The 13,956-nt window shown below is 70.3% G+C and carries 13 protein-coding genes; 5 read left to right on the forward strand and 8 right to left on the reverse strand.

All coding sequences use genetic code 11. The features are described 5' to 3' along the window. Window positions 1–103: 103 nt before the first annotated feature. From ADL34_RS25395 to ADL34_RS25405, 3 genes are all read right to left on the reverse strand, one after another. On the reverse strand, window positions 104–589 hold the full coding sequence (locus tag ADL34_RS25395; RefSeq protein ID WP_062672910.1) for a lipocalin-like domain-containing protein: 486 nt from the start codon (window positions 587–589) through the stop codon (window positions 104–106). A gap of 67 nt (window positions 590–656) precedes the next feature. Beyond that, window positions 657–2,231 (reverse strand): aldehyde dehydrogenase (NADP(+)), encoded by a 1,575-nt coding sequence (locus ADL34_RS25400; RefSeq protein WP_062672915.1) that lies wholly within the window; start codon window positions 2,229–2,231, stop codon window positions 657–659. Further along, window positions 2,228–2,857 (reverse strand): cysteine hydrolase, encoded by a 630-nt coding sequence (locus ADL34_RS25405; RefSeq protein WP_062672966.1) that lies wholly within the window; start codon window positions 2,855–2,857, stop codon window positions 2,228–2,230. Before ADL34_RS25405 ends, ADL34_RS25400 begins: the two co-directional genes overlap by 4 nt. A gap of 135 nt (window positions 2,858–2,992) precedes the next feature. Between ADL34_RS25405 and ADL34_RS25410 the strand changes: the two genes are divergently transcribed. From ADL34_RS25410 to ADL34_RS25425, 4 genes are all read left to right on the forward strand, one after another. Then, entirely contained in the window at window positions 2,993–3,622 is a 630-nt protein-coding gene (locus ADL34_RS25410) for a TetR/AcrR family transcriptional regulator (protein WP_159038977.1), read from the forward strand. 569 nt (window positions 3,623–4,191) lie between these two features. Then, complete coding sequence (locus ADL34_RS25415; RefSeq protein ID WP_062672918.1) at window positions 4,192–4,752, forward strand: NADPH-dependent FMN reductase; 561 nt, start codon at window positions 4,192–4,194, stop codon at window positions 4,750–4,752. A 485-nt stretch (window positions 4,753–5,237) separates the two neighbouring features. Then, the gene (locus ADL34_RS25420) at window positions 5,238–5,606 is read left to right on the forward strand and encodes a DoxX family protein (protein WP_062672920.1); all 369 of its coding nucleotides are present in this window, start codon (window positions 5,238–5,240) and stop codon (window positions 5,604–5,606) included. 540 nt (window positions 5,607–6,146) lie between these two features. Continuing rightward, entirely contained in the window at window positions 6,147–7,262 is a 1,116-nt protein-coding gene (locus ADL34_RS25425; RefSeq protein ID WP_062672922.1) for an NAD(P)/FAD-dependent oxidoreductase, read from the forward strand. 29 nt (window positions 7,263–7,291) lie between these two features. Here ADL34_RS25425 and ADL34_RS25430 read toward each other — a convergent pair whose 3' ends face one another. Genes ADL34_RS25430 through ADL34_RS25450 form a run of 5 tightly spaced genes read right to left on the reverse strand, consistent with a single transcriptional unit; the run spans window position 7,292 to window position 12,772 of the window. Continuing rightward, entirely contained in the window at window positions 7,292–8,185 is an 894-nt protein-coding gene (locus ADL34_RS25430; RefSeq protein WP_062672923.1) for a Gfo/Idh/MocA family protein, read from the reverse strand. Window positions 8,186–8,220: 35 nt separating this feature from the next. Continuing rightward, the gene (locus ADL34_RS25435; RefSeq protein WP_062672925.1) at window positions 8,221–9,420 is read right to left on the reverse strand and encodes an ROK family transcriptional regulator; all 1,200 of its coding nucleotides are present in this window, start codon (window positions 9,418–9,420) and stop codon (window positions 8,221–8,223) included. Between the two features lie 17 nt (window positions 9,421–9,437). Continuing rightward, window positions 9,438–10,322, reverse strand: a complete 885-nt coding sequence (locus ADL34_RS25440) for a carbohydrate ABC transporter permease (RefSeq protein WP_062672927.1) — start codon at window positions 10,320–10,322, stop codon at window positions 9,438–9,440. Then, a complete protein-coding gene (locus tag ADL34_RS25445) occupies window positions 10,319–11,338 on the reverse strand; it encodes a carbohydrate ABC transporter permease (RefSeq protein ID WP_062672928.1) in 1,020 nt (339 codons plus the stop codon). Before ADL34_RS25445 ends, ADL34_RS25440 begins: the two co-directional genes overlap by 4 nt. 30 nt (window positions 11,339–11,368) lie before the next feature. Then, window positions 11,369–12,772 (reverse strand): ABC transporter substrate-binding protein, encoded by a 1,404-nt coding sequence (locus ADL34_RS25450; protein ID WP_062672930.1) that lies wholly within the window; start codon window positions 12,770–12,772, stop codon window positions 11,369–11,371. A 124-nt stretch (window positions 12,773–12,896) separates the two neighbouring features. On the opposite strand from ADL34_RS25450, the gene ADL34_RS25455 reads away from it, so the two are divergent. Next, a complete protein-coding gene (locus tag ADL34_RS25455) occupies window positions 12,897–13,943 on the forward strand; it encodes a zinc-dependent alcohol dehydrogenase (RefSeq protein ID WP_062672932.1) in 1,047 nt (348 codons plus the stop codon). Window positions 13,944–13,956 lie beyond the last annotated feature (13 nt).

Genomic DNA, 13,956 nt, shown 5'->3' on the forward strand with positions numbered 1-13,956 from the left:
TTGACATCGCAATTGGTGGAAATAGTCGACTGGGCGGCCGGTCCGTCCCACGGCCGGGGCCGTGGGACGGACCGGGAGGAGTCCTGCGCTCAGGCTTCTCCGGTCAGACCAGCCTGTGCCAGGTGAGTTCCGCCGTACGCTCGGCACCCCACATCCGGGTGGGTGTGGTGAGGCCGAGTCGCAGGAACGAGCCGGCGAACTCGACGCTGCGCACCTGCTTCCGCCCTATCCAGTTCGGGAAGAGGCTGGTGGTGACGTGGTGCTCCACGGTGTGCGGATCGACCACCTCGAACGGGCCGCCGTAGGCGACGTACCCCGTCGCCGCCCGGGCCAGCTCGTCGGCCGCCGCGTCCTCCAGACGTGCCGCGCCCAGGTGCGGCCGGTCGCCGCTGCCCAGTTGGGCGGACATGTATCCCTCGGGGGTGTAGAGGATCAGGCCGTACGGCGAGTTGCCAAGGGGGTGCACGACCTCCCCGTCGGCGCTGGTGGCGGTGTACGCGACGAGTTGCCAGGCGCCGAGCAGCTTCATGCGGACCGCGTCGCGGGCCCTGCTGTCGGCGTGTTCTGCGGCCGGGTCTGTGGGGGGCATGAGTACTCCTCTTCGGGCGGAAAGGGGTTCCGGGGACCGTCCGGTGGGCGGACGGTCCACGGGTTCGCTACCGGGCGAGCTCGCCGTCGACGAGACGCCAGAGGCCGAGGGGGTTCCCATCGCGCAGGGCCTGCGGCAGCAGCTCGTCGGGGAAGTTCTGGTAGGTGACCGGACGGATGAAGCGCTCGATCGCGCCCATGCCGACCGAGGTGAAGCGGCTGTCGGAGGTGGCGGGGAAGGGGCCGCCGTGGGTGGTGGCGTACGACACCTCCTGAGGGATGGAGAAGGCGTTGAAGACGATCCGTCCGGTACGGCGCTCCAGGACCGGCAGGAGCGCTTCGGCGGTCGTGCGGTCGGCGGCGTCGGCGTGCAGAGTGGCCGAGAGCTGGCCGCGGAAGGCGCGTGCCGCTTCCAGCAGTTGCTCCGAGCTGGAGAGCTTGACGAGCAGGAGCGTGGGGCCGAAGACCTCCTCGCGCAGGGTGGGTTCGGCCAGCAGCTGCTCACCGGTGACCTCGAGCAGCAGGGCCTGTCCGTACGCCCCGTCCTCGGGGGCGGTTCCCTCGCCGAGCCGGACGGCGCCGTTGTCCTGATGGCGCTGCGCGTTGCGGGTGTAGGCGTCGTGGATACCGGGCGTGAGCATGGGGCGTGCGTCCCACTTCGCCACCTCGGTGACGGCCGCCTCGCGCAGCTCGGCGTATCCGGGCCCCTCGACGGCGAGGAGGACGGCGGGCTTGAGGCAGGCCTGCCCGACGTTGTACATGCCGCGCTGCACCAGGCCGGTGCCGATCTCGGCGCCGCGGGCGGCCAGGGCGGCGGGCAGGACGAAGGTCGGATTGACGCTGGTCATCTCGGTGAAGACCGGGATGGGGTCCGGGCGCTGCTGGGCGCGGCGGTACAGGGCCATCCCGCCGGCCTCGGAGCCGGTGAAGGTGACGGCCTTGACCAGCGGATGGTCCACGAGGGCTTCACCGATCTCGTTGCCGGGGCCGCGTACCAGGGCGAACACGCCCGGGTGCAGACCCGATTCGGCGACCGCCTCCTGGATGATGCGGCCCTCGATCTCGGAGGCCCCGGGGTGCGCGTTGTGGGCCTTGAGGACGACCGGGCAGCCGGCCGCCAGGGCTGACGCGGTGTCACCGCCCGCCACGGAGTAGGAGATCGGGAAGTTGCTGGCGCCGAAGATCGCCACGGGGCCGAGGGCCACCTTCTGCAACCGGTGGTCCATACGCGGGGTGGGCTGCCGGTCCGGCTGAGCGGGGTCGATGGCCGCCTGGAGGAAGCGGCCCTGGCGCACGACGGCGGCGAACTTGCGGAACACTCCGGCGGTGCGCACGGCCTCGCCCTCGAACTGCGCCGCGGGCAGGCCGGTCTCCAGGGAGGTCCGCGCGGCCAGCTCGTCCTTGACCGCCTCCAGCTTGTCGGCGATGAGTTCGAGGAACAGCGCCCGCTCCTCGAGCCCGGTACGGCTGTAGCTGTCGTACGCCTCGTCGGCCAGCCGCAGGGCTCGGTCGACCTCGGCCGGCCCACCGAAGGCGAACTCGGGCTCGATGAACTCTCCGGTGGCGGGGTTGAACGCCTTCATGGTGCCCGCGGTGGCCGGTACCCGGCCTCCGCCTATCAGGAGGTCTCCGGTCAGCGTCATGCGTGTGCTCCCTCGAACGAGGCGACGAGTTCGTCGGTGGTGGTGATGGCGTGGGCGTAGGTGGGCCCGTTGAGTTCGTGCGCGGCGTGGACCATCTCCGGCAGGAAGGCCGCGGTGGCGTCGCGTACGAGCGTCACGTGGTAGCCGAGCTCCATGGCGAAGCGGCCGGTGGACTCGATGCAGGTGTTCGCCAGCAGGCCGACGAGCACCACGTGGGTGATGCCGTGCTGTTTGAGGCGGAAGTCCAGGTCCGTGTTGGCGAATCCGCTCTGCGCCCAGTGCTCGGCGACGACGATCTCGCCGGGCTGCGGCTGGAGGTCGGGGTGGAACTCGCCGCCCCAGGTGCCGCGGGCGAAGCTGTGCCGCTCCATGATGCCGAGCTGGGTGGGGTTGGGGTGGGCCCAGGTCTCGTAGTCACCCTCCTCCCAGCGGCGATGCGGGACGAAGATCACCTGCGCGCCGGCGGCGCGGGCGGCACCGACGACGGAGCGCAGATGGTCGAGCAGATTCACCTGCTCCGCCACGGGCTTGAGGCGTGGCCAGATCTTGCCTCCCTCGGACAGGAAGTCGTTGAACGGGTCGACCAGCAGCACGGCCGTGTGCCGTGGGTCATAGCTCCGGGACATCGGGTCCACTCCAATCTGGATGACGCTCGTCATCCCGATTGAGGATTATGGCCGTCATCCTGAATGTCAAGCGAGGGTCGCGTTCAGGCCGTCTGCCTGGGTGCGGGTGTATGATGAGCGTCATCCAGTCATGCAGTGTCCGCACTGCGCCGCCCCACGAAAGGCAGGGTCGTCATGGGCCACTCGCAGGCGGATAAGGCGGCGACCCGCGAACGGGTGCTGAGGATCGCGTCGCGCCGGATCCGCACCGACGGCGTAAGTCGCCCCGGCGTGGCGGAGCTCATGCAGGAGGCCGGCCTGACGCACGGCGGCTTCTACAAGCACTTCAGCTCCCGGGACGACCTCATCGCACAGGCCGCGGCCTTCGCCCTGTCGGAGGGGACCGTGAAGATGGAACGGTCCGCCCGCAAGAACACGGAGGATCCGCGCGCGGGCCTCATCGACGCCTACCTCGCGAAGCAGCACCGGGACGGACCGGCTACCGGCTGCGCCCTGGTCACCCTGGGCGCCGCCGCAGGACGTGGCGACCAGCAGATCAAGCAGGCGTACGAGCATCAGGTCCGCACCTACCTCGACCTGATCGCGGGTCTGGACGACGACTCCGAGAACGCACGGGCGGAGGCCATGCTCACGCTCAGCGCGCTGGTCGGTGCCGTACTCATGTCCCGGGCCGTGGCCGACAAGGACTTCTCCGACGACCTGCTGGAGACCGTGACCGAGCAGCTGACGGACCGCGCCTCGGACAAGACTTCCACCGACGCCTGACACTTCCTCCGTCACCGGGCACGACGAAGCCGTCGGTGTGCCCCTACGGTCGGACGGCCGTGCGAGCACCGGCGCTGCGGCCGCGCCCGGGCCCGATTCTGCGACGCCGACAGCGACGAGGCGCCTCCCGGTGAGGCTCTGGGACCAAGACGCCCTGGCGTCGTGGCGCGCCTCCGCCCTCCCTGCCGGACGGTGCCCGCCTTCCCGCTGGGCAGGTTCCGCGTAGGCGCTCTTCAGCGATTCCCTCCCGCTGGGCAGGTCCCTCGTAGGCCCCCTTCAGCAGCTCCTTCCCGCCGCCGGACCCCTTCAGCGACTCCGCCCGCCGGACCTCTTCGACGTAGAGGCCTCGACCCCCCGGGCCCCTCACCCCGTCCGTATCTGTCGCGCGGACCCGGCGCCCCCGCCGCCCCGCGGGGGTCCCGCGCGCCGACCCAGCCACACCCCGGCACGACTCGGGGTCGACGGATGCCATTTCAAGCTTTGCTTGACGAAGCAACTTGTTGAGGTGTTTACTTGCTTCAGCAACTACATCTCGGATTTCTCGAGGTGGCCTTAGTGAAGGGTTCAGCATGACCAAGATCGGAATCATCCTCGGCAGCACCCGCCCCGGCCGCAACGGCGAGGCCGTGGCGCGCTGGGTGCTCGACATCGCGTCGAAGCGCACTGACGCGGAGTTCGAGCTGATCGACCTCCTCGACTACAAGCTTCCGCACCTGGACGAGCAGCTTCCGCCCTCGATGGGCCAGTACTCCCAGCCGCACACCCAGGAGTGGGCGCGCAAGATCGCCGGCTTCGACGGCTTCATCTTCGTGACGCCGGAGTACAACCACTCGACGTCCGGCGTGCTGAAGAACGCGATCGACTACCTGTACGCCGAGTGGAACAACAAGGCGGCCGGGTTCGTCAGCTACGGCGCCATGGGCGGCGCCCGCGCGGTCGAGCACCTTCGCCTGATCGCGGGCGAACTGCAGATGGCCGACGTCCGCGCCCAGGTCGGCCTGTCGCTGTTCCACGACTTCGAGAACTTCAGCGTCCTCAAGCCGGGCGAGTTCCAGGTCGAGGCCCTGAACGCGACCCTGGACCAGGTCGTGGCCTGGAGCCAGGCGCTGGCGCCGCTGCGCGCCGCGTAACGGACCCCTCTTGTCCGCGCGCGCGAAGCGCGGGCACTCGGGACCGTTCCTTGCTCGCATCGGGGGCCGGGAGGGCCGTCTCGCCGTACGGCCCTCCCGCGGTGTGAGGCGAGGCGGTCGGCAGGCGGCGTCGGCCGTCTGCGGTCTGCGGTCTGCGGTCTGCGATGCACCCCGGCTCGTGAGCACACCGTGCGCCGGGTGCCGCCGACCGCCCTTCGTGGTGACGCGGTACGGCACCCGACCCGCACCCCACTCACCTCGGACCCCTTGCGTCCGGCGCGTATCGTCGCGTCCTCGTTGGGGCGGCAACGCCACGCCCCCATTTCACGTTCGACCCTCCGGGCTGCCGGCGGTCCAGGCGGCCACACGTGGCCCCGACGCCCTGCCGACATGTTCCGGCCTCCGACGCGTTCCGTCAGCAGGCTCCGACCGGCCCGGCCAAGGTGCCTCTCCCTTTTCCCACCTCTTCCCCGACAAGGATCATCGTGTACATCGCCGCTGTCATCCTCAGCGTTCTCCTCGCTCTCTTCTCTCTTGCCGCGGGCGCGCCGAAGGCACAGCTCAAGGGCAGCGTGCCGGAAGGGCTCGTGGCCAAGGGCCTCAGCTCCGGTCTGGTCCGCTTCATCGGGCTGGCCGAGGTGGCCGCGGCGGTCGGCCTCGTCGTGGGCATCTGGTGGCAGCCTCTCGGCATCGCCGCCGCCATCGGTATGGCCGCCCTGATGATCGGCGCGGTCGGCTACCACGCGAAGTGGGGGGACTACGCGGACAGCGAGGCCCGCGGTGCCGCGACGGCACCCATCCTCTTCACTCTCGTAGCGGTGGCGGCCGCCATCACCCTGGCCGCCTCACAGTGACCCTCGTTCTATCTGTCATGGCCCTGCCATGATGCTCCTCCGGGATGCTCGAACGCACCCGGCCGCGGACGCACGCCTTGACGGGTGCGTCCGCTTTTGCATGAGCCGGCGGAAATTCGCGCCGCGAACGGACTCGAAGGCGGCACGCCGCCCGCCCGAACGAAATGCCCCACCTCGCCGGAGACGCAGCCGGGAATCGTTTGAGAATGCAACCGCTTCGCGCTATACTTGCAGCGTCAAGGAAAATCGACAGTCGGCGGCTCCCCCACCCTCCGGACGACATGCGGACATCACCCGACGCCACGAACGGCGTCAGCGGGCACCACACCGCGACGGCCAACCACCCCGTCGACGGAGGGGCCAGCGCCTGGTGACGCACGCCCACCGACGCCAACACCTCCGCGGCTCCGGCTCCGCGTCGCACGCCGAGCACACAGGCGCGGGCTGTGAAGGCTCCGGACGAGGCCCTCGGTCCCGAGACGCCCGGCGGAAGTCACGCCTCGACCCCCCACATCCCCGGCCGAAGGAAACGCGCTCGTCATGACCACGAACACCCGACACGTCGTCATCGTCGGCGGGGGCTACGCCGGGGTTCGCCTGGCGCGCGAGCTGGACACGGACGCGGACGTCACCTTGATCGACCTCAAGGAGGCCTTCTTCCACCGCGTCGCCTCCCTGCGCGCGAGCGCCGACACGAACTGGACCTACGCCCCGTTCATCCCGTACGACTCCCTCCTGGCCAACGGCCGTGTCGTGCGGAACAAGGCCGTACGCATCGACACGGAAGAGCGCCAGGTCGTACTCGCCACCGGACACCGTGTGCCGTACGACGTACTGGTCATCGCGACCGGAGCCGACTACGAGGAGCCCGCCCGCTTCACCGGGAACACCGTCGCCGAGGCGGCGGCGTCCTTCCGCGGCCACCAGCGCCGCATCGCCAGGGCCCGGAGCCTGCTGGTGATCGGAGGAGGTCCCTCCGGGGTGGAACTGGCCGCGGAACTTCGACTGGCCAACGCAGGGGCGACGGTCACCCTCGCACACTCCAGCCAGAGACTGCTATCGCAGAACGGCACCGGCCGCATGGGCCGCCGGGCGCGCTCCTGGCTGGAACGGCACGACGTCAGGGTCCTCCTCGACACCTTCGTGTCCTCCGCCGGTGGCGTCGGCACGGGGCTACGGGACCAGGCGGGCCACCCCCTCGACGCCGACGTGGTCTTCTGGACGACGGGCACCACCCCCAACACCCTGTGGCTCAGACTGGCCGGACGGGGCGACTGGCTCGACGAACGCGGCCACGTCAAGGTGGACGAACATCTGCGCGTCGTGGGCCGGCGGGACGTCTTCGCCATCGGCGACGTCAACGACGTGTCGGAGGCGAAGCTCAGTCCTTCGGCCGTCGCGCAGGGAGAGGCGACGGCCCACAACATCCGCGCCCTCCTCGACCACGGCAGGCACGGCCACATGCCGCGCCCGTACAGGCCCGCACCGGTACGCGCCTTCTCCGTGCCCTTCGGCCCCGACGCCGGCACCACCCTGGTGCCGGCCCTCGGCCGCGACGTCCTCGTCCTGGGCAACAGGGCCACGTCCGCGCTGAAGGGCAGGCACCTGGCGATACCGATCATGGAGAAGCTCCTGGGTCGTCGCCGCGAGGCGTGACCGCCGACGAATAGGCTCCTCGAGCCGGCTCAGTCGAAGACGATGCCGTCCAGGAGCTCCTGAAGGCGCAGTCCGTACCGGGCGTCGAGTTCGGCGGACGTCCCGGTGCGCACCGCGGTCGCGAACTCGCGGCGCAGGACGGGCCAGCACTCCTCGTGGTCGATCTCGGCCGTGTCGTAGATCAAGGGCCGGTCGGGGCCGAACAGTTCTACGCGGGTGATCACTCGCTCCACCTTGACGGACCCGGACAGGGACGCCTGACTCACCGCGCCGTTGGCGTGTTCGCAGGTCAGCTCGATCCACCGGCGGGGGTCGCCGGTGGCGCGGATACCCGTGATGGGGCCGACGGCCGTGTCGAGGAGGTCGATCAGGTGAGGGCCGAGGTCGAGCAGCGCACCGTGCTCGAGACGCCAGCCGGTGGCCATCTCCCCGGCGAGAAAGGCCCCGTGGAGATAGCAGGAGCGGGCGCCGCGGACGTCCAGGGCGCGCGCGGCGTCGACGAAGGCACGGGTCGTGGGGTGGTAGCGCTTGGTGAGGACGAACTGGGAGACGACTCCCGCCTCGGCGACGGCGTCCGCCACTCGCCGGGCGGCGGTCAGGTCGGGACCCAGGGGCTTTTCGAGGAGGACGGCCTTACCCGCCTTCGCCGCAAGCGGGGCCAGCTCGGCCTGCACGGCGGGCGGTACCGCGAAGGCGACGGCCTCGCAGTGGTCCAGCAATTCGTCGAAGCCGGCGGCCACTTCCGCCCCGTGCGGCGCCGCGGCCTCCCGCGCGGCGTCGGTGCGGCGGGCCCACACGGCGGCCAGCCGCGTCTCGGGGCCGGCGGCCAGGACACGGGCGTGCATGGCGCGGGCCCACGGGCCGGCGCCCACGAGCCCGACCTCGACGGGTCGGTGGGGCCAGGGCGGGGGTTCGGTCGTCACGGGTGCTTCCTTCGTGGTTTCGGTGGGGTGGGCGGTCACGGTGTAGACCGGCTGAGGCGGTCGTCGGCGTGCTCGGCGGAATAGAGCAGTCCGACGACCATGGCGGCGGCGCCCACGAGCCCCGCACGGTCGCCGAGGCGCGGGGAGACGATGCTGAGGTTGGCGGTCGTGCGGGGCATGGCCCGCCGGTAGAGGACTTCGCGCACCCCGGTGGTGAAGGGAGTGCCCGCGAGGTCTCCGGCGATCATGAGGACGCCCGGGTTGAGGAGGGTGACCACGGTCGCCAGCACGTCGCCGACCACGCGTCCGGCCTCCTGGGCGAGCCGGATCGCCTCCGGGTTGCCGGCGGCGAGCAGACGCCGCACGTCGGAGCCGGAGGTCGTCGGCAGGCCCTGCTCGGACAGGGCCCGGGCCAGCGCCCTGCCGCTGGCGACGGCGGCCAGGCAGCCGTAGGAGCCGCACATGCACAGCGCATCGGGACGATCGTGCAGACGGATGTGGCCGATGTCGCCGGCGCCTCCGTCGATGCCCCGGTAGACGTCGCCGCCGATCACCACGCCGGCGCCGATACCGGTGGAGACCTTGACGAGGACGAAGGAGCCGCAGTCACGGTAGTGGCCCTGCTGCTCGGCCAGCGCCATGAGGTTGGCGTCGTTGTCGACGAAGACCGGGACCGGCCCGGCTTCACCGCTCTCGCCCACGTGCTCGGCGTAGACCTCCTGGAGCCGTTCGCGGATGGGGTACTGGTCCCAGCCGGGCATGATCGGCGGCTGGACGACGCGGCCCACCTCCCAGTCGACGGGTCCCGGCACGGACAGACCGATGCCGCAGACGCCGGCCGGGGTGATGCCGGCCGCCCCGATCAGATCGGGCAGCCAGTGGGCCACCCGGTCGAGGACCTGATCCGGCGCCTGGGTGATGTCCAGGTCCCCGGTGTGCTCGGCGAGGACGGTCCCCGCGAGGTCCAGGACCGCGGCGCGGGCGTGCCGGGTCTCCAGGTCCACCGCGATGACGGAGGCGTGGCCCGGATCGAACTCGATCCTGTCGCACGGCCGGCCGCCGGTGGAGGTGCCCGTGGTGTGGCGCAGCCAGCCGGCCCGGTTCAGCAGGTCGAGGCGCTGCCCGACGGTGGAGCGGGAGAGCCCGGTGGCACGCTGGAGCTCGGCGCGGGTGTGCGCGCGGCCGGCACGGATGAGTTGGAGCAGCTCCCCCGCGCTGGCCTGGTTCGATGTCATCGGCTCTCTCCCACGGTTCAGCTCTTGTCGGCGCCGCTGGTCAGTCCCTCGGTCAGAAGGCGTTCGGCGGCGAAGAAGAGGAGTACGACAGGGATCGTCAGCACGACGGAGCCCGCCATGAGGACGGTCTTGGGCACCTCGATGCCGTTGGACAGCTGCGCCAGGCCCAGGGAGACGGTCCACTTGTCCGGATCGGCGGCGAGGAACAGCAGGGCGAACAGGAACTCGTTCCAGGCGATCATGAAGACGTACAGGCCGGTCGCCATCAGGGACGGCAGCGCGAGCGGCAGGATCACCTTGCGCATGGTCTGCAGCCGGGACGCTCCGTCGAGGGCCGCGGCCTCCTCGATCGAGGCGGGGATGGTGACGAGGTAGTTCTTCAGCATGTAGATCGTCACGGGCACGGTCTGGGCCACGTAGACGATCGCCAGGCCGACCAGGTTCGACGAGAGCCCGATCTTGGCGAAGATGACGAACAGCGGGACGGCCAGCAGGGTCGTCGGGAAGAGGTACACGGCCAGGAAGATCGCGCTGATCTGGCGGTGGCCGAAGAACTTCAGCCGGCTGACCGCGTAGGCGCCGGGGACGGCGGCGACGAGGGTCAGGATCACCGTACCCAGCGACACGAGCGCCGAGTTGAGCAGGAAGTTCAGGAAGCCCTGTCCGCCGTCGTCCGTGGAGCGCAGGACGTCCTCGTAGGTGGAGAGGGTGAAGTCCTTGGCCGAGATCCACAGCGAGCCGGGGTCGAGCAGGAGGGCGTCGATGGGCTTCAGCGACAGAAGCACCATGTAGTAGAAGGGGATCACGGTGATCACCACGAGGAACGCGATGACGAACCAGCGGAGGACGCCGAAGAACCGGTCCTCGAACTGGGCCCGGGTCAGGGCCGTCTTGCGGGTCACGCTTCCTCCTGGACCTTGTTGGCGAAGAACTTGAAGTAGAGGCCGAGCAGGATCACCAGGCAGGCGGCCAGGACGAGCGCCTGGGCTGCCGCGGCGCCCACGTCGTAGCGGGCGGTGAGGAAGTCGTAGACGCGTACGGCGGCGACGTCGGTGCCGGCGCCGCCGCCGGTGAGGAGGTAGACGTCGTCGAACTTGTTGAACGTCAGGATGAAGCGCAGCACGCACAGCAGGGCGATGACGGGCATCAGCTGCGGGAGCAGGATGTGCCGGAAGCGCTGGGTGGGGGTGGCGCCGTCGACCAGCGCGGCCTCCTCCAGGCCGTCGGGCACCGCCTGGAGCCGGGCCAGGATGAACAGGAAGGCGAACGGGAAGTACCGCCAGGTCTCGAAGGCGATGACGGTCAGCAGGGCGAGCGGGATGTCGAAGTGCAGGCCCAGCAGGTGCACTTCGTAGGCGCGGGTGGACAGGAACGCGATGGGGTCGTCCCAGCCGAACAGGCGCCGGCCCCAGTCGTTGACGATGCCGTACTGCGGGCTGAGCGCGACCTCCCAGACGAAGGCGACCGCGACGACGGGCGCGCAGTAGGGCAGCAGCATCGCGGCGCGCAGCAGTCCGCGGCCCCGGAAGGGCTTGCGCAGCGCCAGTGCTGCGATCAGGCCCAGGCCTATGGAGCCGAAGGTCGCGCCTGCCGTGTACACCAGGGTGGTGGACAGGCTGGACCAGAAGCCGGCCGAGTCGAAGACCTGCGTGAAGTTGTCCAGGGACCAGTTGCCGAACAGGCCCATGCCCTGGATGTCGACGAGCCTGGCCTTCTGGAAGGCGAGAAGCACGGTCCAGGCGATGGGCAGGACCACCACCACGAGGACCACGAGGAAGGTGGGCGAGACGAACGCGAGGCCCGCGCGGTTCTCGCGGCGGCTGGCGGTCATCGGGCGCCGTGCCGAGGAGGCGGAGCGCGCTGACGGCCGGGGGGTGGTGTGCGGGCGCTGCGGTGCGCCGGCTGGGGCTGTAGTCATGAGGGACCTTCGTGAAGTGCAGGTGGGCGGCTACTGCAGGGACTTCTTCAGGGCGGCGACCTCCTCGTCGGCCTCCCGTGCGGCCTGCGTGGGGCTGGTCTGACCGCCGGACATGGCGCCGATGGCCTTGGGCACCGGCAGTTCGCCGTTGGTGGCGCCCACCAGTGCGCCCTCGCCCTGGGTGATGCCCCAGCGGCGCATGTTGCTGACTCCGTCGGCGAGCTGGTCGAGCAGGGCCTTGGGGAAGACCTCGTCGAGCGGCTTGCGGGTGTCGACGCCGATGTCGCTGTGGCGCCAGGCGTCGAGGTAGCGCCGGGGGTCGTCCGCGGTGCCCTTGCGGACCGGGATCTTGCCCTCGGGTGCGAGGCCGAACCAGGACTCGTAGCCGGTGCCCATCATGTACTCGATGAACTCCTGTGACGCCGCGGTCTCCGCGGTCTTCGTGGTCACCCAGGAGGTGATCTCGCCGAACTGCGCTGCCTCCTTTGCGTCGGGGCCCTTCATCGCGGTGACGATGCCGCTGTGGTCCGAGAGGTACTGCGGGTCGTCCTTGCACTGGGGGCAGCTGGGCAGGGCGTCCTTGCGCAGCCCGGCCAGCTCGTCGAGCAGGAACGAGGACCAGATGATCATGGAGGATCGGCCGGCGAAGTAGGTGGCGCGAGTGGAGTCGACGGTCTGGGTGCCGGGGGCTCCGTAGGCGCGGGTGAGCTGGTCGTAGGTCTTGAAGGCCGTCTCGCACTGCGGGGAGTCGAGGGCGACCTCGTGCCGGTCGTCGACGAGCTGGCAGTCGTTGGCGAGGGCGATGCTCTCGAAGCTCTGCGAGGTGAAGGCGTCGCTGGGGTCGGTGGCGGCCGAGATGCCGTCGCGGCCCTTGGTGGTGAGCGCCTTGGCGGCGGCCAGTGTCCTGGCGTAGGTGTCGGGGACGGCCAGGCCCTTCTTCTCCAGCTGGTCCTTGCGGTAGACCAGCAGCTGGAGCCAGGCGTCCGAGGGCACACCCAGGCTGGTGGCGCCGTCGGAGGTGAGTTCCAGCGCGTTGGCGTTGAAGGTGTCCCGTCCCAGCTCGTCGACGATCTGCTTCGGGATGTCCGTGTTCAGCAGCCCGTTGCTGTACATCTGCCACACCTGCCCCATCGGGGCGGCGCCGATGACGTCGGGCAGCTTCCCGGAGGCCGCGGCCGACATGATCAGCTGCGGCATCTGCGCCTCGTCGACCCCGACGAGATGCACCTTGATCCCGGTCTTCTTCTCGAACCCTCCGATGACCTTCTGCGTCGCCGCGACGCGGTCGGGGAGGTTCTCCTGGGACCAGACGGTGATCTCGCGGTCGGGTGTGCCGGGTCCGGTGCTTCCGGCGCAGCCCGAGAGCAGGCCGATTCCCACGGCTGCAGTGACGCCGACCGCGGTCGTCCTCGACCTCAGGGTCCTGATGCGCATCGCGTGTCCTCGTTCCGACTTATGTAAACCTGTGACGCATCTCAGCATCAGTTTTGCGTGTTGACAAGACATAACTTCGAGATATTGTCGCCACAACCTGGTTCGCAACCCTCCGGAGTCCCCCGTGGAACGCGTTGTCCAATTCACCGCCCCCCGTCAGGTCGAGGTGGCCGAGCACGCCAGTGCCGAGCTGCCGCCCGGCCATCTGCGGGTGCGCACCCGCTACTCAGGCATCTCGGCGGGCACCGAGCTGACCGCGTACCGCGGCACCAACCCGTACTTGACGCGGACCTGGGACCCCGAGGCGCGGCTCTTCCGCGAGGGCGCGGCCGGCATCGAGTACCCGGTGGCCGGCTGGGGTTACTCAGAGGTCGGCGAGGTCCTGGAGGTGTCCCCCGCACTCGTGGGCACCCCCGGTATGCCCGTCCCCGGCGACCTGGTCTGGGGCATATGGGGCCATCGCAGCGAGGGCATCGTCCCCGCCGAGCGCATGGTCGGCCACACCCTGCCCGCCGGACTGGAGCCGCTCGCGGGCGCGTTCGCCCGCGTCGGCGCCATCGCGTACAACGCCGTGCTGGCCGGCGACATCCACGTCGGCGAGGACGTCGCCGTGTTCGGACAGGGCGTCATCGGCCTGCTCACCACCCGGCTCGCCCAGCTGAACGGCGCACGGGTCACCGCCGTCGACGCTCTCGACGGCCGCCTGGAGACCGCCAAGCTCTACGGCGCCCACCACACCCTGAACGCGCGCACCGACTCCGTCGCCGAACGCGTCCGCGAAGCCACCGGCGGCCTCGGCGCCGACCTGGCCATCGAGATCAGCGGCGCCTACCCCGCCCTGCACGAGGCCCTGCGCTCGGTCGCCGTCGGCGGTCGCGTGGTGGCCTCAGGCTTCTACCAGGGCGACGGCATCGGCCTGCGCCTCGGCGACGAGTTCCACCACAACCGGGTCCAGCTGATCTGCTCCCAGATCGGGGGCGTGCCCCCGCAGCTGTCGCACCGCTGGACGGTCGAACGCCTCCAGCAGACCTTCCTGCGTCTGGTCGCCGAGGGACAGATCGACGTGTCCGCGCTGGTGAGCCATGTCGTCCCGGTCGCCGAGGCCGCCGACGCCTATGTGCTGCTGGACGAGCGTCCCGCCGACGCCCTGCAGGTCGTCCTCGAGTTCTGAGACCGGACTCCGA

It is taken from the genome of Streptomyces sp. NRRL WC-3605, assembly GCF_001509795.1.
Taxonomy (GTDB): Bacteria; Actinomycetota; Actinomycetes; order Streptomycetales; family Streptomycetaceae; genus Streptomyces; species Streptomyces viridochromogenes.

Excerpts from the sequence above, each read along its gene's own strand:
- ADL34_RS25395 (WP_062672910.1), bottom strand. The coding sequence starts at position 589 with ATGCCCCCCACAGACCCGGCCGCAGAACACGCCGACAGCAGGGCCCGC.
- ADL34_RS25400 (WP_062672915.1), bottom strand. The coding sequence starts at position 2,231 with ATGACGCTGACCGGAGACCTCCTGATAGGCGGAGGCCGGGTACCGGCC.
- ADL34_RS25405 (WP_062672966.1), bottom strand. The coding sequence starts at position 2,857 with ATGTCCCGGAGCTATGACCCACGGCACACGGCCGTGCTGCTGGTCGAC.
- ADL34_RS25415 (WP_062672918.1), top strand. The coding sequence starts at position 4,192 with ATGACCAAGATCGGAATCATCCTCGGCAGCACCCGCCCCGGCCGCAAC.
- ADL34_RS25425 (WP_062672922.1), top strand. The coding sequence starts at position 6,147 with ATGACCACGAACACCCGACACGTCGTCATCGTCGGCGGGGGCTACGCC.
- ADL34_RS25435 (WP_062672925.1), bottom strand. The coding sequence starts at position 9,420 with ATGACATCGAACCAGGCCAGCGCGGGGGAGCTGCTCCAACTCATCCGT.
- ADL34_RS25445 (WP_062672928.1), bottom strand. The coding sequence starts at position 11,338 with ATGACTACAGCCCCAGCCGGCGCACCGCAGCGCCCGCACACCACCCCC.
- ADL34_RS25450 (WP_062672930.1), bottom strand. The coding sequence starts at position 12,772 with ATGCGCATCAGGACCCTGAGGTCGAGGACGACCGCGGTCGGCGTCACT.